This is a genomic window from Streptomyces hebeiensis (genome assembly GCF_052983195.1).
In genome coordinates this window covers 7,013,417-7,034,298 of record NZ_CM129812.1, presented here as the reverse complement: position 1 = coordinate 7,034,298, position 20,882 = coordinate 7,013,417, and the positions used below count along the sequence as shown (strand labels likewise).

Genomic DNA, 20,882 nt, shown 5'->3' with positions numbered 1-20,882 from the left:
GATTGAAACGTTCCAGGCCGGGCGTCGCACACCCTCGGTATCCGGAGCCGGCGCCGCCCCGGCGTCGAGACGGAAAGCCCCGCCGCCGGGCCCGCGCGCGGGATCCGGCACCCGCCCCGCCCCACCGGCGACGATCACGTGGGCCGGTGGGGCGGCATGCGGTCGTTGCGCAGGTGTTCGTAGATGACCGACGTGCGCACGTCGGCCAGTTCCTCGCGTGCGGTCAGCCTGTCGATCACGAACTCGTAGAGGGCGTTGTTGTCCGGCACGGCGACATGGATGAGGAAGTCCTCCGCACCGGAGGTGACGAACACGCCGAGCGTCTCGGGCAGTGCCCGCACCCACTCCCGGAAGTCCTCGATGGCCCGCCGTGTGGGCGGGCGGACCCGGACCGCGATCAGCGCCTGGACCGGCCGGCCCAGCGCGGCCAGGTCCACATCGAGGAGCGCCCCCTTGATCACACCTCGCTCGCGCAGCGAGCGGGTGCGGTCCAGCGCGGTCGTCGGGGAGACGCCGACCGCCGCCGCGATGTCCCGGTTGGTGCGCCGTGCGTCCGCCTGCAGTTCCCTGATGATGGCCGTATCAAGTTCGTCCAGAGCCACCTGATCCACCCTTTCTCCGTATGAAGTACGGCTTGATTGCAAAGCTATCGGATGGACGACTAGCGTGCACGCCCGACACCGCACAAAGTGAGGAGCACACGATGACGGCCATCACGTCCGGAAGCATCGCGTCCGGGAGCCTGTCCCGGGGGGACGGCGGAGCGGACGACAGGGCGGACGAGACGACGGGATTCCTGCCGGAGGAGATCAGAACCGGTGAACCGACCCGTTCGGCCCGGCTGAAGTGGGTGATCGCGGTCGACTCGTCGTTGCCCGCCGGACGGGCCGTGAACGCGGCGGTCTGCGCCGCGACGGCCACGGGTTCGGCGGTCACGGGACTGCTGGGCCCGGACGCCGTGGACGCCCGGGGCGCCGCGCACCCGGGGCTGCCCTGGGCGGGCTGCACGATCCTCGGCGCGAGCACCGCCCAGCTCTCCGAGCTGCGGGAGAAGGCCGCGGCCTCGCCCGGCGTGCACGTCGCCGACATGCCGTCGGACGCCCAGCTGACCCGGGTCTACGACGAGTACCTGGCGCGGATCGCCGCCAAACCGGCTGCGGAGATCGGCTACTACGCGGTCAGTGTGGTGGGCCCGCGGAACCGGGTGGACAAGCTCGTCAGGAAACTGTCGCTCCTGCCGTGAGCGACCCGAGGGCTCCGGCCGGTCCGGCCGGCCCCGCCGATGCGGCTGATGCGGCTGATCCAGTCGGCACGGCCCGCCCGCCCGGTGCCCGGCGAGGGCGGGGCCGGGCCCCGGCGGCCCGGGTCACCAGGGCAGTTCCACCCCCGTCGGGCTACCGTCCGAGCCGATGAACGCGGCGGTGCGGCCCCCTTCGGGGAGGGTGGCCAGCAGCACCGGGATCCGGGCGCCCTGATCCGGCGTCAGGTGCCCCTGCCTTCCGTTGATGTCGGTCGCCACGAAACCGGGACAGGCCGCGTTGACCAGGATCCCGTCCTCGTGCAGCTCCCTCGCGTACAGGACGGTCAGCGCGTTCAGCGCCGCCTTCGAGGTGCTGTAACCGGTCGGCGGTGGGAGGGAGCCGGGCGGGAGAGCGCCGGTGGGGTCGCGGTCGTCCGCCAGAGCGGTGAGCGATCCGAGCGTGCTGCTGATGTTCACGATGCGGCCCGCGTCCGAGCGGCGCAGGAGCGGCAGCAGCGCGTTGATGACCGTGACGACGCCGAAGACGTTGGTCTCGAAGGTCTGTCGGACCTCGTCGGCGGAGGTACGGCTGGGCACCTGCGACGAGCTGCCGACCCCGGCGTTGTTCACCAGGACGTCGAGCCTCCCGCTCTCCTCCTCGATGCGCTTCGCCGCCAGGCCGACGGTGGACTCGTCGGTGACGTCGAGCCGTAGGCACCGCGCGTCGAGGCCGCCCTCCCGCAGCTCGCGCTCGGCCGCCCGGCCGCGCTCCTCGTCCCGAGCGCCCAGATAGACCCGTATGCCGCGCTCGCCGAGCTGTCGTGCGACGGCCCGCCCGATCCCCTTGTTGGCCCCGGTGACGAGCGCGACACGGGGCCGGGTGACAGAAGGACGGGTGGCCGGGGAGGTGCCGGGACAACTGGTGGCGGCGGAGCGGGTGGTGTGGGCGCCGGCGCCGTGCGGGCCGGTGGATGACATGCGAACCGCCTTGGGTCTTCGCCGTTCCGCCGGAAGCGGAACCGGGTGTGCGTACGGGCGAGAGCGTTCCCGCGCGCCCCGCGCGGAGAACCGCATGACGGCATTCTGCCCCGCCCCGGGACACCGGCGGAGCAATGAACGTTTTCCGTTGACTTTGGTGTGAAGCCGACCGTTGCGTGCCGGGATCACGGCCGCCGGCGACGACCCCGGTCGCACAGGTCATCGGTTCAATCGCACAGGTCGCCGGGGCGGCTGCCCGGCGGGGTCAGGTCCCCATGACGTTCCCGCCGCCAACGCCGATCAAGACCGAATGGCAGTCAACTCGACCCGGCCCCTGAAGGGCCGGGCTTGGAGGTAGTGCCCAGCTGGTTGCTGGGTGGACTCCTCCGTCCAGCAACCCCTATGGGGTGGCAGGGACGCGTGACTCACGCCCCGCGTTCCACACGCTCTCGCCACGGGTGGCGAGGTTGTGGGAAGCATTCCGGTCGGCGTGGGCAACGACCCCGCACCCCCGGCAGATGAAAAGCCCCTGGCCGACACGGTTGCGCTTGTCGACGTGGCCGCACTCGGCGCACGTCTGCGACGTGTACGCGGGATCAACGAAGACCAGGGGCACACCGGCCCGCTTGGCCTTGTAGACGATGAAGTCTCCGAGCTGGGCGAAGGCCCAGGAGTGAAGTGCGACCCGTTGGGGCTTGCGGAGCCGTACCCGGTTACGGATGCCCTTGAGTTCTTCGAGGGACAGGCCACGCCCGGTGCGTTCAGCCTCGGTCACGATCGACTTGGAGATGATGTGGTTCTGGTTGGCGGCGTGCCGTGCTTCCTTGCGGGCACGGGCCTTGAGCCGCCGCTTGGCGCTCTTGGTGCGCTTCTTCTGGAGCTTGGCACGCAGGGCAAGCTGTCGCCTGCGGTACCGGTTGAGCCCCCGCCCGGCCGCGAGGTAGCCGTCGGACGTGGTAGCGATGTTGACGATGCCGAGGTCCACGCCGATGAAGCCGTCCGGCTCGTACTGCTCGGCCTCGGGCACGTCACAGGTGGCGACGAGGTAGAACATGCCGTCGCGCTCGATCAGGTCGGATTCGCCCTGCCGGTGCGCCTGGAGCGTCTTGAGTGCGTCGGCGGAGCACACGAACGGCACGTTCTTGACCCGGCCGTCCATGGTCCAGATGGACACGGTCCGCTGGTCGTACTGCCAGCTCAGGCACCGGTCGTCATACGGCTGGGCGGCCTCGGGACGAAAGGTGACCGGCTTGGACTCGGCCTTGCGGCGACGCCTGGAGCCTTCTCTGCCGAGGTTGCCGGCCCGGATGTTGGCCTTGAGCGTGGTGTACGAGTCGCACACCTTCTTGATGACGTGTTGCGCGGCCTGCGCTCCCAGCCCTCGCGCTTTGAGTTCGGCGTAGGTGTACTTGCGCAGCTCGTACTCACGCGGCACGCCGTGCTCGAACGTCACCTCCGACACCCAGTTCGCGGCGTCATTGACCATGCGCAGGGTGCGCTCAAGTGCAGATGCCTGCGCGGCATCCGGCATGAGTTTGACCTGTGTCACGATCTTCACGGGCGCGATCGTAGCATTGATCTATGTCACCACGCTGGGAGCCAAACCCCGATATTCGCAGGGGTCGTAGCGTTGTCTACACCCTGCATGCCCACTTGGTCTTCACCCCCAAGTACCGGCGCGGACCGTTCACCGACGAGATCCTTCGACGCTGCGAAGAGATCATGCGCGACGTGTGCACCGACTTCGGCGCGGAACTGCGGGAGTTCAACGGCGAACGCGATCACGTCCACCTGCTCGTGCACTACCCGCCCAAGGTCGCCATCTCCCGCCTCGTCGGCTCCCTCAAGGGCGTCTCCGCCCGGCGCCTGCGGCAGGAGTTCCCCGGCCACATCCGCAAGTACCTGTGGGGCGAACACTTCTGGTCGCCGTCCTACTTCGCCGCCTCGTGCGGCGGCGCCCCGCTCGCCGTCATCAAGGAGTACATCGAGAACCAGAAACGACCCGGCTGAGGTCAACAGCGCAGACCCGTGCACCCGCGCGGGTCAGAGCAGCGTTAAGAAGCGCTTCCTCCCGGGCGTGAACACCCAGGGTTCCGCGCTAGTGCCCCTCCCGGCAACGTTTGCCCCGTCGCGACGCCCGGCACGCGCGCTCGCCGCGTTGGCCACAAGCCCAGGTAGCTCCGCTACATGGACTTCTGGCCGCCTTGCGATCACACGCACCGGACGCCGCTCCTTGACGGGCAAACCTTGCCGGTCGCGGCACTAGATCATGCTGAAACAACGCCAACACCGCCAACACCGCCGGCACGGTCGGCGCTTCCGGCCGGGCCGCCGCGCGCCCGCCGCCCGGGAACATAACGGGTGCGAGGCCGATCCACCCGCCCGATAGGGTCGGAGCATGTCAACGCCCGACTTCATCCGTGCCATCCGGGCCTCCGCGGGCCACCAGCTGCTCTTCCTGCCCGGGGTGAGCGCCGTCGTGCTCGACGACGACCACCGGGTCCTCCTGGCACGCCGCGCCGACACCGGCGAGTGGTCCCTGATCGGCGGCATCACCGAACCGGGCGAGCAGCCCGGGGTCACCGCCGTACGGGAGGTGTACGAGGAGACGGCCGTCCACTGCGTGGTGGAGCGCGTCGTGCTCGTCCAGACACTGGAACCGGTCCAGTACCCCAACGAGGACCGTTGCCAGTTCGTGGACGTGTGTTTCCGCTGCCGGGCCACCGGCGGCGAGGCCCGGGTCAACGACGAGGAATCGACGGACGTCGGCTGGTTCCCGCTGGACGCCCTTCCCCCGCTCAGCGAGTTCTCGCTGTTCCGCATCAAACAGGCCATGGGCGACGGGCCGACCTGGTTCGACCCGGGCGCGGACGGCCACGGCGGGCCGGCCGACGGCCCCCGGGCACCCGACGCGCGGACCGCGCACGTGTCACACGCATCGCACCCGGCTCACACCTCGCACGGTGAGCCGGTGGCGGACGGCCGGCCAGGAGCGGGGGCGAGCTGATGCCGCGTGACACCACGCCGGGCGGCGGGCGCGGCAGGGCGCGCCAGGACGGGCCGGCCACGCTCGCGGTGGTCGCCCAGCGGGCCGGCGTGTCCCCGCAGACGGTGTCCAACGCGCTCAACTCGCCGGAGTTGCTCGCGCCCCGGACCCTGGAGCGCGTGCGCAGGGCGATCGAGGAGTTGGACTACCGGCCGCACCAGGCCGCGCGCTCGCTGCGTTCCCGGTCCAGCCGGCTCATCGGCTACGGCGTCCAGCCGACGCCCGACGGGATCTCCGGTCCGGTGATGGAACACTTCCTGCACGCCTTCTCCGACTCCGCGCACCGGGCGGGTTACCGGATCCTGCTGTTCGCCGCGCCCGGCGACGCGGACGACGAGACCGACACGTACGCCGAGCTGTTACGCGAACGGTCCGTGGACGCGTTCGTGCTGAGCAACACCCACCGGGGCGATCGCCGCCCCGACTGGCTGCGCAAGCGCGGCATACCCTTCGTCGCCTTCGGCCGGCCGTGGTCGAACCGGGAGGCCGGGGACTGGGTGGATGTCGACGGCGCGCACGGAACGGCCGCCGCCGTCGGCCATCTCGTCGCCCTCGGGCACCGGAAGATCGCGTTCCTGGGCTGGCCCCGCGGCTCCGGTGTCGGCGACGACCGGGCGCGGGGCTGGCGCGAGGCGATGCGCCGGCACGGGCTGTCCGCACGCGGCCTGCGAGCGTCCTCGCGGGACGACGTCGAGGCCGCGCGGGAGGCCGTGGGCCCGCTCCTCACCGCGGGGGTGACGGCCGTGGTGGCGGCCAGCGACACCCTCGCCCTCGGCTGCTACCGGGCGCTGCGGGACACCGGACGCACCCCCGGCCGGGACGTCGCGGTCGTCGGGTTCGACGACTCCTCCGCGGCCGCGCTGCTCACGCCGAGCCTGACCAGCCTCCGCCAGCCGCTCACGGAGGTCGGCCAGGTCTGCACCCGGCTGCTGCTGGCCCGGATCAAGGATCCGCGGGGCACACCGGAACATGTGCTGCTGACACCCGAGCTGATCGTCCGCGAGAGCACGGACTCCACGGCCGCGCCCTCCTGACCGGGACCGCCGACCTCCGGCACCGGTCCTCCGGCACCGGCCCGCGGGCCGACTGTCGCGGAGACTGCCCGCCACCGCCCCGTTCGCGGGAGACGGCCGTCAGCCGGCGGCGCCAGGCCCGACGGGAGCGGACCGTACGGCCGGACCCGGCGGCCTGCGCCGACCGCGGCCGAACAGCTCGGTCAGACCGCCGCCGGCCGCGACCGCCGCCGCTCCCGTACGGAACGGAACGCCACCCGGCCGAGCCCGCCGAGGGCGACCGCGACCAGCGCCGCCTCGGGCAGCACACCGAGCCGGGTGGCCGGGGTCAGGGAGGAACGCAGCGGCACGGCGTCAACGAGCGCCCCGGGCGTGAACATGCCGGTCTTCTCGGTGATCCTGCCGTCCGGCTGGATGATCGCGCTCACCCCGCTGGTGACGGGGACGACCACGGTCCTGCTGTGTTCGACGGCCCGTACCCGCGACATCGCCAGCTGCTGGTAGGTCATCTCGCTGCGGTCGAAGGTCGCGTTGTTGCTGGGTACGGACAGCAGCTGGGCGCCGTCGGCCACGGTGTCCCGCACGGCCCCGTCGAAGGCGGCCTCGTAGCAGGTGGCGATCCCGACCCTCGTGCCCTTGATGTCGAAGACGCCGGTCGTGGTCCCCCGGCTGAAGTCGCGCCGCACCATCTCCGCGTAGCCCGGGCTGATCTTCCGCACGACCGAGCGCAGCGGCAGGAACTCCCCGAAGGGCTGGATCTGCCGCTTGTCGTACGTGGCGGTCGGGCCGAGCTTCGGGTCCCACAGGATCTGCCGGTTGAACATCGGCCCGTTCTCGGGGGTGACGACGGCACCGACGGAGACGGGGACGCCGATCGCCCCGACCGCCTGCTCGATCACCAGCCGGGCGTCGGCATTGCGGTACGGGTCGATGTCGGAGGAGTTCTCGGGCCACAGCACGAAGTCGGGCCGTGGCTCCTTGCCGGCCTTCACATCGGCGGCGAGCTGGAGCGTCCTGCGTACGTGGTTGTCGAGGACGGCGCGCCGCTGCGCGTTGAACTCCAGGCCGGCCCTGGGCACGTTGCCCTGTACGGCGGCCACGGTCGCGGTGCCGTTCTCGGCGGAGTCGCTCACGAGCGGGAGGGCCGCGACGGCCGCGACGACGGGGGCGAGGACGGTGACCGCGGTGACGGTCGCGGCCCGGCGCGGCAGCCGGCGGGTCGCGCGGTACGCGAGGGCCCGGCGCACCGCCTCGTAGAGCCCGAAGCCGCACAGGACGACACCGAAGCCGAGCACCGGGGTACCGCCGAGCGCGGCGAGCGGCAGGAAGACGCCGTCGGCCTGACCGAAGGCGATCTTTCCCCAGGGGAAGCCGCCGAACGGCACCCGGGCCCGGACCGCCTCACCGAGGACCCAGACCGCCGCGGCCCAGACGGGCCAGGCGGGCAGTCGGCTCACGGCGGCGATCCCGAGGCCGGCGACGCCGACGAACAGCGCCTCGACCGCGGCCAGCGCGAGCCAGGGGCCGGAGCCGACCTCCACGCCGGTCCAGACCAGGAGCGGGAGCAGGAACCCCAGCCCCGCGAGGTAGCCGAGGCCCAGCCCGGCGCGCAGCCGGCGGCCGTACAGGCACCAGGCGAGCAGGGCGAAGCCCGGCAGAGCCAGCCACCACAGGGTGCGGGGCGGGAAGCTCACGTAGAGCAGGAGTCCCGACAGCACCGCCGCGCCGGGCCTGGCGAGCCACCGCGGCGGCGTCCGGCCGCCGCCGGGGGACCGGGCGGGCGGAGGGGTCTCGACGGTGCTGATCGTGGCGCTCACCCGGGGAGTCTACGGCTGCTCCCGGGAGGCGCGGGAGCGCGGGAGCCGGGCGTACGTCCCCGGCCCGCCCCGGCATCGCCCCGGGCGGGCGCCGTTCGGGGGCAGTGGGCCGGTCGGGTGAGCCGACCGGCCGAGTCCGACGGGAGCGGGCCCTCGTCGGAAGGGGAGGCGGTCGGCTGGACGGTCGCGGACGAGGGGCGGCGGACGGTCGTCGTGCGGCGGCGCGGGCGCGCGGTCAGGCGTTCGCCGTGTCCGCGTCGGGCAGCGGATTCAGACGGTTGCGGATGATCCGTACCGCCGACTCCGCGTCGTCCACGGTCACCGTGAAATCCATGCCGTCGCCCAGTTTGAGGACCAGCGCCTCGCCCCGGCGCACCACCACGGCCGTGCCCTTCTCCGGGCGCCAGCGGTAGCCCCAGCCACCCCACTGGCGCGGGGTGACCCGGGGCACGAAGACGGCGTCCACCACGTGGGCGAGCTGGATGCGGCGGCGTGGCACGCCCATGTGGCCGCAGCGCACCTCCACGCAGTCGCCGTCGAGTCTGACCGCCACGTGGACGAACGCCAGGGTCCCGAAGAGGATCAGCAGCCCCGCCGCCACACAGCCGACGACGGACATCAGCAGGGCGGCCGAACCGGAGGTCCAGTTGGAATCGACGGCCAGCTCGACCCCGAGCGCGACACACGCCGCGCCCACGGCCGCCAGCAGCCACTGCACTCGGTTGCTCGCGCGGCCGGTCCAGGTCTCGGGCAGGGCCTCTGTGGGGTGGCCCTCGTTCCGGGGGTGCTCCCTCATGCCATGCAGCGTACTCAGATTCCGCGCCGACGACAGGCCGCTCGGAGGGCGGCCGGACCACCCCGCCGGCCCGTGGGCCCGGTGCGGACGGCGGTCAGCGCACCCGGCTGACGGCGGCGAGCTGCCGCCCTTCCACGTACGCCAGCGCCTCTTCCGGAAGCGTGGACTCGCGCCCGCTGAGCAGGACGGTGAGCCGCCCGCCGGGGACGCCCAGGATCCCCGCCGGCGCCTCGGGGACGTCCGGGTCGTCCAGCAGCCCCGCCGTCCCGGGGACGCCCGGGAGCCCGTCCGGTGCACCGTCCGGGACCCGTGGAACGGCGGCGACGCCCGGGACGGCCGGGGCCACCGGCGCGACCGGCGTGCCCGGGACGCCCGCGGCGCCGGGTGCCGACCGGTCCCCCGTCCGGCGCATCGCCTGCGCGGCGACCGCGCCCGCCGATCCGTACAGGACCACCGTGGGCCCGCCCGGCCGCTGGACGGCGGCCCGGACGCGCTCGGCGACCAGCTCGTAGTGGGTGCAGCCCAGCACGACGGCCCTGACATCACGGGGGGTCAGCGCGGCGGCCGTGGCCACCGCGCGGTCGATCGCCTCCTCGTCGACGTGCTGCACCGCGTCCGCCAGGCCGGGACAGGGCACCTCGGTGACGGCCACGGAGGAGGCGAAGCGGCGGATCAGGTCGCGCTGGTAGGGGCTGCCGGTGGTGCCCGGGGTCGCCCAGATCGCGAACGGGCCGCCCCCGGCCGCCGCCGGTTTGATGGCCGGGACCGTCCCGATGACCGGCAGGTCCGGCTCCAGTTCGGCCCGGAGCGTGGGCAGCGCGTGCACGGACGCGGTGTTGCACGCGACGATCAGGGCGTCCGGCCGGTGCTCGGCCGCGGCCCGGGCGACCACGAGCGCGCGCTCCGTGAGGTCGGCCGGGGTACGCGGCCCCCAGGGCATTCCGTCGGGGTCCGAGGAGAGGACGAGATCGGCGTCGGGCCGAAGCCGGCGCACCGCGCGTGCCGCCGGGAGCAGGCCGATGCCGGAGTCCATGAGCGCGATCTTCACTCGGTCACCATAGTCGACAGCGTGTGCGGCCCCCACGATGTGGGGCAGACTGCGACGAATGAGCGCCATTGCCTGGATCGCCGTAGGTTCACTGGCCGCGTGGGGCTGGCTTTCGCTGGGCCAGGGCTTCTTCTGGCGTACGGACCAGCGGCTTCCGCCGTCCGACGAGGCCGAGAACCGTTCCCCGGGACCGGGGCCGCGCCCGGGTCCCGGCTTCGGCCGTACGCCGAGGGTCACCGGCCCGTACACCGACGCGAGCGGCCCGGACGCCGCGGGAGGCCGCCCGGGCCCCGGCGGTGGGTATACCCGCGAGGGTCTGCCCCGCGACATCGAGTATGCCGATGATCACGGCCACGCCCCCGCACACGACGCCGGCGACCCGGAACGGTGGCCCTCCGTCGCCGTCGTCGTCCCCGCGCGGGACGAGGCGGCGGTGCTGGCCAAGAGCCTGCCCTCCCTCCTCGCGCAGGTGTATCCCGGCAGGGCCGAGATCTTCCTGGTGGACGACGGCAGCACGGACGGCACGGGCGCGCTGGCCCGAGAACTGGCCGCGCGGTACGGCGGGCTGCCGCTGACGGTGACCTCCCCCGGCGAGCCCGGACACGGCTGGACCGGCAAACTGTGGGCGCTGCGCCACGGCATCGAGCTGGCACGCGCCGACGACCCCGCGTACCTCCTGCTGACCGACGCCGACATCGCCCATGAGCCGGACAGTCTGCGGGTGTTGGTGGCGGCCGCCGAGTCGCACGGGCTCGACCTCGTCTCGCAGATGGCGCGGCTGCGCGTGCGGAGCATGTGGGAGAAGCTCGTCGTACCGGCGTTCGTGTACTTCTTCGCCCAGCTCTACCCCTTCCGCCGGATCAACCGTCCGGGCGCGCGGACGGCGGCGGCCGCGGGCGGCTGTGTCCTGCTGCGCGACAGGGCCGCCGAGCGGGCCCGGGTGCCCGAGTCGATCCGCCACGCCGTGATCGACGACGTCGCGCTGGCCCGGGCGGTACGGCGGTCCGGGGGCCGGATCTGGCTGGGGCTCGCGGAGCGGGTGGACAGCGTGCGCCCTTATCCCGGCCTTGCCGACCTGTGGCGGATGGTGGCCCGCAGCGCCTACGCCCAACTCCGGCACAATCCGCTGCTGTTGGCGGGCGCGGTACTGGCACTGGCACTGGTCTATCTGGTGCCGCCCGTCGCCGTGTGCGTGGCCGCGGTGACCGGGGACGCGGCGGCGGGGTGGCTGGGCCTGGCCGCCTGGGCGGTCATGACGGCGACGTACCTGCCCATGCTGCGGTACTACCGGCAGTCGGTGTGGCTCGCGCCGCTGCTGCCGTTCACGGCGCTGCTCTATCTGCTGATGACGGTCGATTCGGCGGTACGGCACTACCGGGGGGCGGGCGCGGCCTGGAAGGGACGCACGTACCCCCGCCCCGAGACGGCCCCGGACCGCTGACACCTGACACCCGGCGCGGTGCGACAGGCGTCCGGCGCCCGGCACCCGGTCACTTCCGGCCGGGCGTCCAGTTCATGCCCCAGCCGTAGGCGTGATCGACGGTCCGCTGCGGGCTGACTCCGCGCCGGGGGACCAGGAAGCGTGCCTCCCGCTGCACGACGAGGTCCGCGCCGGTGTGGGTGATCAGCGCGAGCGCGCAGACCGTGGACGGCACCGTGCATTCGCCGAGCGAGAACTCGATCGGGGCGCCGAGCCGCGGTTCGAGTGTGACCGTCGCGTCGAGATCGGCGAAACTCCGCGCGCCTTCGTAGATCGTCACGAAAATGACGATCCGCCGCAGCCGGTCCTTGTGGTCGAGATTGATGGTGAGGTTCTCGCCGCCGCTGGACGCGCCGCTGCGGTCGTCGCCGTCGAGAAGGATGTAGGGCGGCCGGTCGACGGCGCCGAAGGCGTTGCCGAGTGCCTGCACGACGCCCTTGCGTCCGTCGGAGAGTTCGTAGAGCGCGCAGAGGTCGAGATCGAGATCACTGCGGGCCACGGCGGACCGGCCGAGTTTGGCCGCCCAGCCCTTGGACTGCTGACGGACCCGCCAGTTGAGGTTCACCCGCATGGTGCCGGAGGTACCACCCTGTTTGCTCAGGGAGACGGACGGTGTGTCCTTCGTCAGCGTCACCTTGGTGAGACGTACGGGTGCGGAAGCGGGAGCGGAGATGGAAGCGGCAACGGGTGGTGCCGACGGGGCGGACGGGACCGGCGGAGCGGGCGGTACGGACGTGGCGCTCGGCGCGGCCGGAATCGTCGGTTCCGGGGCCGCGGCCGATGCCGGGGCCGGAGTCGTCGGCGTCGGCGTCGGCGTCGGCGTCGGATGCTGTCGCGGCTCGTCCACCGCGATCCCGAAGTCCGTCGCCAGGCCCGCGAGTCCGCTGTCGTACCCCTGGCCCACCGCCCGGAACTTCCACGCACCCTGGCGCCGGTAGAGCTCACCGAGGAGGAAGGCGGTCTCGACGGTGGCGTCCCGGCTGTCGTACCGCGCGATCTCCGCACCGGACACCGCGTCCAGCACCCGTACGTAGAGCCCGGGCACCCGGCCGAAGTCGCCCCCGTCGGCCGAGGCGGCCAGGACGATCCGGTCGACGGCGGGCTCGACGCGCGCGAGGTCGACGCGGAGGGTGTCCACCACGACGCCCGTGCCCGCCCGCGCGCCCCCGTCCACGCCTCCGCCGCCGGTCACCACCCGTTTTCCGTCGATGCGTACCGCTCCGGAGGGGTGGGCGGGCTGGTTGTAGAAGACGAAGTCCTCGTCGTCACGGACCTTTCCGGACACGAGCAGCAGCGCCGACGCGTCGACGTCCGGAACCCCCGGCCCCGTGCGCCATCCCAATTCCACGCGGACGGCCGCCGCCGGCACCGGAAGATTGGCTCCTTTAAGCATGGACATGCTCGCCCCCCTCATCACGTCGGGATGCCCGATGTTCTCCGTCCCGACACGCTAGTGCCCCGTGCCGAGACCCGCCGGTAACCCCACGCCACCTTGCCCTTTACACGATCAGAACACCGCGGGGCGACCGTTTTTCCCATGTTCGCTCGCATTGGGGATCCGAAGTAACCCACAAGACCCGAAACAACCCCCTGTTCGGACTCCCCAACCAACCACGGGAGGGCTTAACTTATGTCCTATGACCTCCCCCCGCGCCCCCTACGGCGGCGGTTACTACACCGCGCCGTCGTTCCCGGACACCCCCATCTACGACTCCCTGGTCGCGGAGCGGGGCACGCCTCAGATCGCGCCGATCCGAGTGCCTTCCGCCTATGACTCGGGCAACAGCTACCTGCCGGCTCTGCCGGCGGCGCTGCCCGCGCTGCCGGCGGCTCCTTCACAGCCTTCCGGCGCCTACAGCGGATATCAGCCGCAGTCGGCGCCGACGCCCGCGCCGATGCCGCTCCAGCAGGCGCCCGCGCCGTACATCCCGCAGCAGCCCGCGCCGCGCGGGTACGGCTACCCAGGCCCCGCTCAGCCGCAGGCGCCGGGCCCGATACAGGCGCAGCCGCACCCGCAGCCGCAGCGCCCGGTGCCGCCGGGGACGGGGTACGAGGCGATGCGGCCCGCGGCTCCCCGCCCGCCGGCGCCCGCTCAGTACGACGATCCGTACAACCGGCCGTACCAGAGCCGGGGGTACTGACCTGCGGGTGGCCGGTTCCGGCTGAGATGATGGCCGCATGCCGAAGCCACCCCGTTCCTCTCTGCACTCCTTGCGGCTCTATCCGGTCAAGTCGATGGCCGGCGTCACGCGGGACAGCGCCGTGGTGGAACCGTGGGGCCTGGCCGGGGACCGGCGTTGGACACTGGTGGACGACACGGGGAGGGTGGTCACACAGCGCCAGCAGCCACGGCTGGCGCTGATCGTCGCGCACACGCTGCCGGACGGCGGGATCCGGCTGCACGTGCCCGGCCTCGCCCCGCTCACGGTCGCCGTTCCGTCCCCCGTGGACGCGAGCCCGTCCGGAGCCGGTGTCGACGGCGGCACGGTCGTGGTGGACATCTTCGGCACCAAGGTGGAGGCGGTACCCGTCACCGCGCGCCCGTCGGGCCCGGACGGCATGTGTGTCACCGGCACGGACGGTACGGAGCGTACGCGCGGTGCGGACGGCGGCCACGGCACGGACGGCACCGGCGGCGCCGCGAACGGCACGGACGGCTTCGGCGGTGCGGAGGAAGAGGGCGGCGTCGACCGGCGGCTCAGCGCGTTCCTCGGCCTGGACGTCCGGCTCGTCCACCTCGACGACCCGGCCCGGCGCCGCCCCGTGAACCCGCTCTACGCGCGCCCCGGCGAAACGGTGAGCTTCGCGGACGGCTTCCCCCTCCTGGTCACCACCACGGCCTCGCTCGACGCCCTCAACTCCCTCGTCGCACAGGGTGACCACCCTGACGAGGGCCCCCTGCCCATGGACCGGTTCCGGCCGAATCTCGTGGTGACGGGCACGGCCCCCTGGGCGGAGGACGACTGGCAGCGGATCGCCGTCGGGGACATCACCTTCCGGGTCACCAAACCCTGCGGCCGGTGTGTCGTCACCACCACCGACCAGGCCACGGCGGAGCGCGGCAAGGAACCGTTGCGCACGCTCGGCCGCTACCGCCGGTTCGGCGGCAAGTTGCTCTTCGGGCAGAACCTCGTCCCCGAGACCACGGGCACGCTGCGGACCGGCGATCCGGTGACTGTCCTGGACTGAGCGTGCACCGAGGCGTGCTCCGTGCGCCCCCGTCCGCCCTGTGTTATCACGCCCCTTACGGGAAACACGAAGCAGCAGTGAGGGGTCCTTGCCCCGGTGTGTGCGCGGCGCCACTCCGGGCCACCACAGACATGGGGACACGGGGACACGGAAGGGGGTTCGGAACGTTGCGGACCATCGTGGGACTCTGGCGTTGGCGGCACAACCCTCTGTACAGAGGAACCGATCTCGCGGAGGCGTGGGCCGCCCTGACGGCGCTCCTGCTGCTCGTGCTCGGCGCCCCGGCCGCCGGCCTGGTCTCCGGGAACCTGGCGGACGCCACGCTACGCAAGACCGTGCGGGAGCAGCACGAGCAGCGCCACCGTACGACCGCCGTGGTCGTCGACCGCGACGCGAAGCCGCGCTTCACCGCGTACGACACGGAGTCGCCCGCGGAGCCCGGCTCCGGCGTCCGCGTGCACGCCTCCTGGCGCGCGCCCGACGGCGGCGCGCGCACCGGCCAGGTCTCCGCTCCGCTGTACACACCGCGCGCCGGTGACAGGTTCACGCTCTGGACCGACCCGCAGGGCCGGCCGGTGCGCGCGCCGATGAACGTCTCGTCGGCCCGTTTCCACGCCGTCATGGCCGGAATCGGAACCGTGCTCCTGGCCTCGGGAGCGATCGAGGGCGGCCGACGGCTGGTCGTATGGCGGCTCGTCCAGCGGCGGTACAGGCGGCTCGACCAGGCGTGGGCCCAGGTCGGGCCCGACTGGGGGCGTACGGGCACCGGCAGTTGACGCCGCGCGGGCGGTCCGGGCCGGGTTCCGCCGGGCGCCGGCCGCCGCCACTCCCGCCATCTGCACAGATCAGTCCGGGACGTATCCGAGCAGTCCTCCCTCTCGCGTCAACTTCGCGGTGTGGCGCGCGCTACGGTGGTGCCGACCGGTCTCGCTCTTGCGGCCGGGGGCCGGGGCCGGCACCCGGGACGGCAGGGCACGCGCGGACGTATCCGCGGTCGCGCACACGCACGAGGTGGGGGCACAACAGCGCCATGGCACAGGGCACGGTCCAGGTGACACACACCGGTACATCGCGTTGGCGGCGCCGCACGGGCGAGTACGCCTCCCTCGCCGCGGCGCTGGAGGCGGCCGGTGACGGTGACATCCTGACCATCGCCCCGGGCACCTACCGGGAGAATCTGGTGGTCACGCGCGCGGTCACGCTGCGCGGCCCGGACGGGGCGGCGGGCTCGGTCCGCCTGGCGCCCCTGGACGGGGTCCCGCTGACCGTGCGGGCCTCCGCCACGGTCCAGGACCTCCATGTGGAGGGCCAGGACACGGCGGCCCCCGCGCTGCTCGTCGAGGACGGCGCGCCCGAGCTGTCCAACCTGCGGATCGTGACCCGTTCGGCGGCCGGCCTGGAGGTGCGGGGGGCCGCCCGCCCGACCGTCCGGCGCTGCTCCGTCGACAATCCGGCGGGCGTGGGCATCGGCGTGCTCGACGGGTCGGGCGGGGTGTTCGAGGAGTGCGAGGTGCTCGCGGCGGGACAGGCCGGTGTCTCGGTGCGCGGCGGCGCGCATCCGCGCCTGGAGCGCTGCCGGGTCCACCACGCCTCGGGCGCGGGCCTGTCGGTGACCGGCGAGGGCAGCGGCCTGGAGGCGATCGGCTGCGAGGTGTACGAGATCAAGGGCACCGGCGTGCAGATCGCCTCGCGGGGCTCGGCCCACCTCACGGACTCCTCCGTGCACCGCACCTCGGCCGACGGGATAACCCTGGACACCGACGCGGTGCTCACGCTCTCCGACTGCGACATCCACGACATCCCGGAGAACGCGGTCGACCTGCGCTCGCGTTCGGTCCTCACCCTGACCCGCTCCACGGTCCGGCACTTCGGCCGCAACGGGCTCTCCGTCTGGGACCCGGGGACCCGCGTGGACGCCAACCAGTGCGAGATCCACGACAGCACGGGCGACTATCCGGCCGTCTGGGTCAGTGACGGCGCCACCGCCGTGCTCGACTCCTGCCGGGTGCGGGACGTGCCGGACGCGCTGTTCGTGCTCGACCGCGGGTCCCGGGTGGACGTGGTCGACAGCGATCTGTCGTCGGTGCGCAACACGGCGGTGTCGGTGAGCGACGGCGCCACCGCGCAGCTGGACGACTGCCGGATCAAGGAGGTGTCCACGGGGGCCTGGTTCCGTGACCACGGCAGTGGCGGCACGCTCAACTCCTGCACGATCGACACCGTCCAGACCGGCGTCATCGTCACCAAGGGCGCCGACCCGACCATCGAGCGGTGCACGGTCACCTCGCCCGCCGAGGCCGGCTTCTACGTCTCCGCCGAGGGCCGGGGATCCTTCCACCACTGCCGGGTGACGGGCAGCGGCGGCTACGGCTTCCATGTGATGGACGGCTGCCGTACGACGCTCACCCGCTGCCGCACGGAGCGCTGTGCGCGCGGCGGGTACGAGTTCCCCGAGGACGGCCCGACCGCCGAGGACTGCACCAGCGACGAGAGCGGTGTGCTGACCCCGCCGGTCCCCGAACCGCCGTCCGTGCTGACGGCGACCCAGTCGTCGCCGGGGCTGCTCGGCGGTGTTCCGGCCCGGTCCGCCGCCACGGCGGCCCCGGCGCCCGAGAGCGTCCCAGACCGGCCCGCGCGCGCCTCGGACGAGGTCCTTTCCGAACTGGACGCGCTGGTGGGGCTGGAGAGCGTGAAGCGGGAGGTCCGGGCGCTCACCGACATGATCGAGGTGGGCCGCCGGCGCAAGGAGGCGGGGCTCAAGGCCGCGTCCGTCCGTCGCCACCTGGTGTTCACGGGCAACCCCGGGACCGGAAAGACGACGGTCGCGCGGCTGTACGGCGAGATCCTGCACTCCCTCGGGGTGCTGGAGCGCGGGCACCTCGTCGAGGTGTCCCGGGTGGATCTGGTCGGCGAGCACATCGGCTCGACCGCGATCCGCACCCAGGAGGCGTTCGACCGGGCGCGTGGCGGGGTGCTCTTCATCGACGAGGCGTACGCGCTGTCCCCCGAGGACTCCGGGCGCGACTTCGGCAAGGAGGCCATCGACACGCTGGTGAAACTGATGGAGGACCACCGGGACGCGGTGGTGGTGATCGTCGCGGGCTACACCGCCGAGATGGAGCGCTTCCTCACCGTCAACCCGGGTGTGGCCTCCCGGTTCTCACGGACGATCACCTTCAGCGACTACGTGCCCGAGGAACTGCTGCGGATCGTGGAGCAGCAGTCCGAGGAGCATGAGTACCGGCTGGCGGAGGGCACGGGCGAGGCGCTGTTGAAGTACTTCACGGCCCTGCCCAAGGGCCCGGCCTTCGGCAACGGCCGCACCGCGCGCCAGACGTTCGAGTCGATGGTGGAGCGGCACGCCGGGCGGGTGGCCCAGCTGCCGCTCACCAGCACGGACGATCTGACGCTGCTCTACGCGGACGACCTGCCCGAGCTGCCCTGAGTCTTCCCCGGCGTGTCCTGATTGCCCGGCGTGCGCCGGGGGCCGGGGCCCTGGGAGTCCCCGTGCGGCTCCGCGGGCTCCGCACGTCCTGGCGCCACCGGCCCGGCCGCCTCGGGTCCCGGCCGGGAACCCTCGTGGCGCTGCTGGGGCAGCAGGGGCGGCGGCAGCTGGTCCAGCAGCTCGGTCCGCTCCTCGGCGAAGACCGGGTCCGCCTGGTAGTCGGAGTGCCCGAGGATCGGTTCGGGCAACGGGTGGTCGGCCGTGCGCCCGTAGGCGAGCGGATCCAGCAGTGGTCCGCGGTCCACCTCGGGGCGCTCCCCCTCGGCGGGGACCAGGACCGGCCCGCCGATCGGGTCGGTGTCGCGCCACAGATTGCGCCAGCAGTGCAGTTCGCGGCTGAGGGCGGACAGGTGCGCGGCTCCGAAGTAGGCGGGGAACCAGCGGCCGTACAGCCGCTCCAACGGCGAACCGTACGTCAGCAGCGCCACCCGGTGGCGGGTCGCGTCCGGCAGCTGCCACACGGCGGCGGCGGCCAGCACGCTGCCCTGGGAGTGGCCGGAGAGAACGAGCCGACCGCCGGTGCGGCGGGTCCAGGAGGCGATCCGCCAGGTGAGGTCGGGGACGGCTCGTTCGGCGTAACACGGGGGCGCGAAAGGGTGGGCCGCACGCGGCCAGAACGTACCGACGTCCCAGAGAATGCCGATGGTGCGGCGGGCCGAAGCGTCCCGGTAGGCGCGGCGGCCCCAGGTGACGAACAGTATGAAACCGAGGCCGACCAGCCAGGAGCCCAGCGCCTGGGCGGTGTCTGCGACGGACTGCACGAGGGAGGAGTCGGTGCTGTCCGCGGCCTCTCCCGGCACCTCCCCGCTCGCCCAGGAACCGAGGACGGCGGCGGCGCCGAGCAGCAGGGCGGTCCCGGAGAGCACGGCGACGAGGCGGGGGGCGAAGTCGGTGAGTCCCGCCCTGGCCCTGGCACCGGCGATCTGCCGGGTCCGCAGGCCGTCGGACGCCGCGCGCCGGCCCCTCGGGCCCCCGGGGGCGCTCGCCCCCTCGCCGGGTTCGACGGGCCGGTACTCCGCCTCGACCACCGGGGCCAGCAGACGGGTGACCCGCCGGGTCCGCGCGAGGAGCAGCACGACCGGAACGAGCAGCAGCACCAGGAGTACCGGGATCACGGCCGCCTGCCAGCTCAGCAGCACCGGCGGGCCCACGATCGCGCCGTCGCCCGTACCGGGCGTGGCGTCCTTGTCGAGCCAGTCGGCGACGCGCTGGGCGACCCCGCCGGTCATCACCCCGCCCAAGCCGCAGGCGAGCATCGCGACGGCGGGCCCGCCGAGGCCGCGCATCGCCACCCTCGGGTGCCGGGAGCGGCGGTGCAGCGCGTGGGCGGTGACGGCGAGCGAGACGACCAGGGCGAGCTGGGCCAGCGTTATCCACCGGAAGGTCAGATTGCCGGGCAGCGCGCCGGCGGAGACCCAGCCGGGGCGGGACCAGGCGGCGTAGCACGCGGCCAGGCCGAACAGGACGAGCGAGCCGGCCGGCAGCCAGGTGACCAGGACCCGGTCGAGACCGGCGTCGCGTCTGCGCTCGCTGCGCCCCCTGCTGCACACCACCCAGACCACCACGCCCGCGCAGACCGCGATCGCCGCCTGGAGCAGCCCGCCCGCGGACTGCGCCGTGGCGCCCCCGAGACGCCGGTCGTGGTCGACTGCCGCGGCGGTGAGGGCCCCGGCGACGGTGAGGAAGCCGGCGGCGGTGTGCGCGGCACGCAGCCTGGCGACCAGCCGGCGTCCGTACCAGAAGCCGGGACGGCCGAGCGCGGGACGGACGGTGACACGGCGTCCGGCCCCGGTGGTCCCGGGTCCCGGCTCCCGGTGCCTGGCCCCGTCGGCTCCCTCCGCGTCCTCGCCGGGACCGCTGTCGTCGTCTCCCGCGCCGGTGGCGGTGACGGCGTTCGCACCGGCGTTCCCCGCCGTGTCCGTCCCGGCGTTCGTGCCGGCGTTCGTGCCGGTTCCCGGGGTGTCGTCCGTGAGCGGGCGCTGGGCCTCGTACGCGCTCCAGGTGCGGTTGGACAGGTACCACAGCAGGGTCACCAGCGCGACGGGCACCACCGCGGCGAGCGCGAGGCGCCGCCCGGGCTGCGACCACCAGCCGTGCCCCTCCGGGGCGAGGAAACCGAGCCAGGACCGGCCCTCGACACAGCGCGGCGAACCAGCGCACTGCCACGCCGTCAGGTCCAGCGCCACCTCGCAGGCCGCGGCGGTCAGAGTCACGGTCAGGGTCAGCGCCACCAGCCGGACCAGTACGCCGTACAGCCGCTGGGACCTGCCGAGGCCCGTGGTGGCGGGCCGCATCCAGTGGGCGAGGTTGACCACCATGAAGGGCAGCAGGAGCAGCCACAGGGCGCGTGAGCCGTTGCCGGAGGTCAGATTGGACCAGCAGTACGCCTCGGGGATCGGCCGCTCGCCGTACCGCTCGGGGTGGCGCTCCGCGTCGGCGTCGTCGGCCCGCCGGTACACCGCGGCCGTCCTGTCGCCGGTGACCCGTACCGTCCGCGGATCGTCGAGCATCTCCTGCGGGGTGGCGCCGCCGACGCCGTGCACGAGCAGTTCGAGTGCGGCTCCGCCGCTGCGCGGCCGCTGGGTCTCAGGGGGCACGTCGGTGACTCGCTCTCACGCTGGCCGGATCCGCCGGCGCGGGAGGGCCGCGCCGCTGTCCCAGACACCATCTCCCCGTCGGCCGGGTCCGCCAACCCCGCGGCATGTGATCAAAGCCCGTGGGAGGATGGGGAACCCGTGACGATCGGACATCCGCCGCCCGCCGGGCACGA

The 20,882-nt window shown here is 73.2% G+C and carries 16 protein-coding genes and 1 pseudogene; 9 read left to right on the top strand and 8 right to left on the bottom strand.

The annotated features are described in order from the left end of the window. Window positions 1–134: 134 nt before the first annotated feature. Window positions 135–611, bottom strand: a complete 477-nt coding sequence (locus ACU6P3_RS30210) for an Lrp/AsnC family transcriptional regulator (RefSeq protein ID WP_425574160.1) — start codon at window positions 609–611, stop codon at window positions 135–137. Window positions 612–703: 92 nt separating this feature from the next. On the opposite strand from ACU6P3_RS30210, the gene ACU6P3_RS30205 reads away from it, so the two are divergent. After that, complete coding sequence (locus ACU6P3_RS30205; protein ID WP_447194989.1) at window positions 704–1,243, top strand: PTH2-like family protein; 540 nt, start codon at window positions 704–706, stop codon at window positions 1,241–1,243. Window positions 1,244–1,366: 123 nt separating this feature from the next. Here the strand turns inward: ACU6P3_RS30205 and ACU6P3_RS30200 are convergent, their stop codons facing one another. Continuing rightward, window positions 1,367–2,218, bottom strand: coding sequence for an SDR family oxidoreductase (locus ACU6P3_RS30200; RefSeq protein ID WP_447194988.1), 852 nt, complete (start codon window positions 2,216–2,218; stop codon window positions 1,367–1,369). 400 nt (window positions 2,219–2,618) lie between these two features. Next, window positions 2,619–3,749, bottom strand: a complete 1,131-nt coding sequence (locus ACU6P3_RS30195) for an RNA-guided endonuclease InsQ/TnpB family protein (protein WP_447198128.1) — start codon at window positions 3,747–3,749, stop codon at window positions 2,619–2,621. 50 nt (window positions 3,750–3,799) lie between these two features. Here ACU6P3_RS30195 and tnpA point away from each other — a divergent pair, with 50 nt between their 5' ends. From tnpA to ACU6P3_RS30180, 3 genes and pseudogenes are all read left to right on the top strand, one after another. After that, complete coding sequence (gene tnpA, locus ACU6P3_RS30190; RefSeq protein WP_447194987.1) at window positions 3,800–4,228, top strand: IS200/IS605 family transposase; 429 nt, start codon at window positions 3,800–3,802, stop codon at window positions 4,226–4,228. Between the two features lie 388 nt (window positions 4,229–4,616). Continuing rightward, window positions 4,617–5,081: pseudogene (locus ACU6P3_RS30185) on the top strand (NUDIX hydrolase); the annotation flags it as partial. Between the two features lie 143 nt (window positions 5,082–5,224). Beyond that, a complete protein-coding gene (locus ACU6P3_RS30180) occupies window positions 5,225–6,298 on the top strand; it encodes a LacI family DNA-binding transcriptional regulator (protein ID WP_447194986.1) in 1,074 nt (357 codons plus the stop codon). A gap of 182 nt (window positions 6,299–6,480) precedes the next feature. Here the strand turns inward: ACU6P3_RS30180 and lnt are convergent, their stop codons facing one another. The 3 genes from lnt to ACU6P3_RS30165 all read right to left on the bottom strand — a co-directional run bounded on the left by lnt (window position 6,481) and on the right by ACU6P3_RS30165 (window position 9,938). Next, window positions 6,481–8,094, bottom strand: a complete 1,614-nt coding sequence (gene lnt / locus ACU6P3_RS30175; RefSeq protein WP_447194985.1) for an apolipoprotein N-acyltransferase — start codon at window positions 8,092–8,094, stop codon at window positions 6,481–6,483. Between the two features lie 235 nt (window positions 8,095–8,329). Further along, entirely contained in the window at window positions 8,330–8,890 is a 561-nt protein-coding gene (locus ACU6P3_RS30170) for a hypothetical protein (RefSeq protein ID WP_030740893.1), read from the bottom strand. 94 nt (window positions 8,891–8,984) lie between these two features. Continuing rightward, window positions 8,985–9,938, bottom strand: a complete 954-nt coding sequence (locus ACU6P3_RS30165) for a glutamate racemase (protein ID WP_447194984.1) — start codon at window positions 9,936–9,938, stop codon at window positions 8,985–8,987. 58 nt (window positions 9,939–9,996) lie between these two features. On the opposite strand from ACU6P3_RS30165, the gene ACU6P3_RS30160 reads away from it, so the two are divergent. Beyond that, window positions 9,997–11,379 carry a glycosyltransferase gene (locus tag ACU6P3_RS30160; protein WP_447194983.1) on the top strand — a complete coding sequence of 461 codons (1,383 nt, stop codon included), beginning with the start codon at window positions 9,997–9,999 and terminating at the stop codon, window positions 11,377–11,379. A gap of 49 nt (window positions 11,380–11,428) precedes the next feature. Here ACU6P3_RS30160 and ACU6P3_RS30155 read toward each other — a convergent pair whose 3' ends face one another. Further along, window positions 11,429–12,811 carry a TerD family protein gene (locus tag ACU6P3_RS30155; RefSeq protein ID WP_447198127.1) on the bottom strand — a complete coding sequence of 461 codons (1,383 nt, stop codon included), beginning with the start codon at window positions 12,809–12,811 and terminating at the stop codon, window positions 11,429–11,431. 244 nt (window positions 12,812–13,055) lie between these two features. On the opposite strand from ACU6P3_RS30155, the gene ACU6P3_RS30150 reads away from it, so the two are divergent. From ACU6P3_RS30150 to ACU6P3_RS30135, 4 genes are all read left to right on the top strand, one after another. Then, window positions 13,056–13,559, top strand: coding sequence for a DUF6643 family protein (locus ACU6P3_RS30150; RefSeq protein ID WP_447194982.1), 504 nt, complete (start codon window positions 13,056–13,058; stop codon window positions 13,557–13,559). A 37-nt stretch (window positions 13,560–13,596) separates the two neighbouring features. Beyond that, on the top strand, window positions 13,597–14,607 hold the full coding sequence (locus ACU6P3_RS30145) for an MOSC domain-containing protein (protein ID WP_447194981.1): 1,011 nt from the start codon (window positions 13,597–13,599) through the stop codon (window positions 14,605–14,607). A gap of 167 nt (window positions 14,608–14,774) precedes the next feature. Next, entirely contained in the window at window positions 14,775–15,383 is a 609-nt protein-coding gene (locus tag ACU6P3_RS30140; protein WP_447194980.1) for an Rv1733c family protein, read from the top strand. Between the two features lie 254 nt (window positions 15,384–15,637). Continuing rightward, entirely contained in the window at window positions 15,638–18,052 is a 2,415-nt protein-coding gene (locus tag ACU6P3_RS30135) for a right-handed parallel beta-helix repeat-containing protein (protein WP_344280719.1), read from the top strand. On the opposite strand, the gene ACU6P3_RS30130 is transcribed toward ACU6P3_RS30135, so the two are convergent. Then, complete coding sequence (locus tag ACU6P3_RS30130) at window positions 18,022–20,709, bottom strand: hypothetical protein (protein ID WP_447194979.1); 2,688 nt, start codon at window positions 20,707–20,709, stop codon at window positions 18,022–18,024. The two genes, ACU6P3_RS30135 and ACU6P3_RS30130, sit on opposite strands and share 31 nt — an antisense overlap. Between the last annotated feature and the right edge of the window lie 173 nt (window positions 20,710–20,882).

Excerpts from the sequence above, each read along its gene's own strand:
- tnpA (WP_447194987.1), top strand. The coding sequence starts at position 3,800 with ATGTCACCACGCTGGGAGCCAAACCCCGATATTCGCAGGGGTCGTAGC.
- ACU6P3_RS30155 (WP_447198127.1), bottom strand. The coding sequence starts at position 12,811 with ATGCTTAAAGGAGCCAATCTTCCGGTGCCGGCGGCGGCCGTCCGCGTG.
- ACU6P3_RS30135 (WP_344280719.1), top strand. The coding sequence starts at position 15,638 with ATGGCACAGGGCACGGTCCAGGTGACACACACCGGTACATCGCGTTGG.
- ACU6P3_RS30205 (WP_447194989.1), top strand. The coding sequence starts at position 704 with ATGACGGCCATCACGTCCGGAAGCATCGCGTCCGGGAGCCTGTCCCGG.
- ACU6P3_RS30195 (WP_447198128.1), bottom strand. The coding sequence starts at position 3,749 with ATGCCGGATGCCGCGCAGGCATCTGCACTTGAGCGCACCCTGCGCATG.
- ACU6P3_RS30180 (WP_447194986.1), top strand. The coding sequence starts at position 5,225 with ATGCCGCGTGACACCACGCCGGGCGGCGGGCGCGGCAGGGCGCGCCAG.
- ACU6P3_RS30145 (WP_447194981.1), top strand. The coding sequence starts at position 13,597 with ATGCCGAAGCCACCCCGTTCCTCTCTGCACTCCTTGCGGCTCTATCCG.
- ACU6P3_RS30160 (WP_447194983.1), top strand. The coding sequence starts at position 9,997 with ATGAGCGCCATTGCCTGGATCGCCGTAGGTTCACTGGCCGCGTGGGGC.
- ACU6P3_RS30150 (WP_447194982.1), top strand. The coding sequence starts at position 13,056 with ATGACCTCCCCCCGCGCCCCCTACGGCGGCGGTTACTACACCGCGCCG.
- ACU6P3_RS30170 (WP_030740893.1), bottom strand. The coding sequence starts at position 8,890 with ATGAGGGAGCACCCCCGGAACGAGGGCCACCCCACAGAGGCCCTGCCC.
- ACU6P3_RS30200 (WP_447194988.1), bottom strand. The coding sequence starts at position 2,218 with ATGTCATCCACCGGCCCGCACGGCGCCGGCGCCCACACCACCCGCTCC.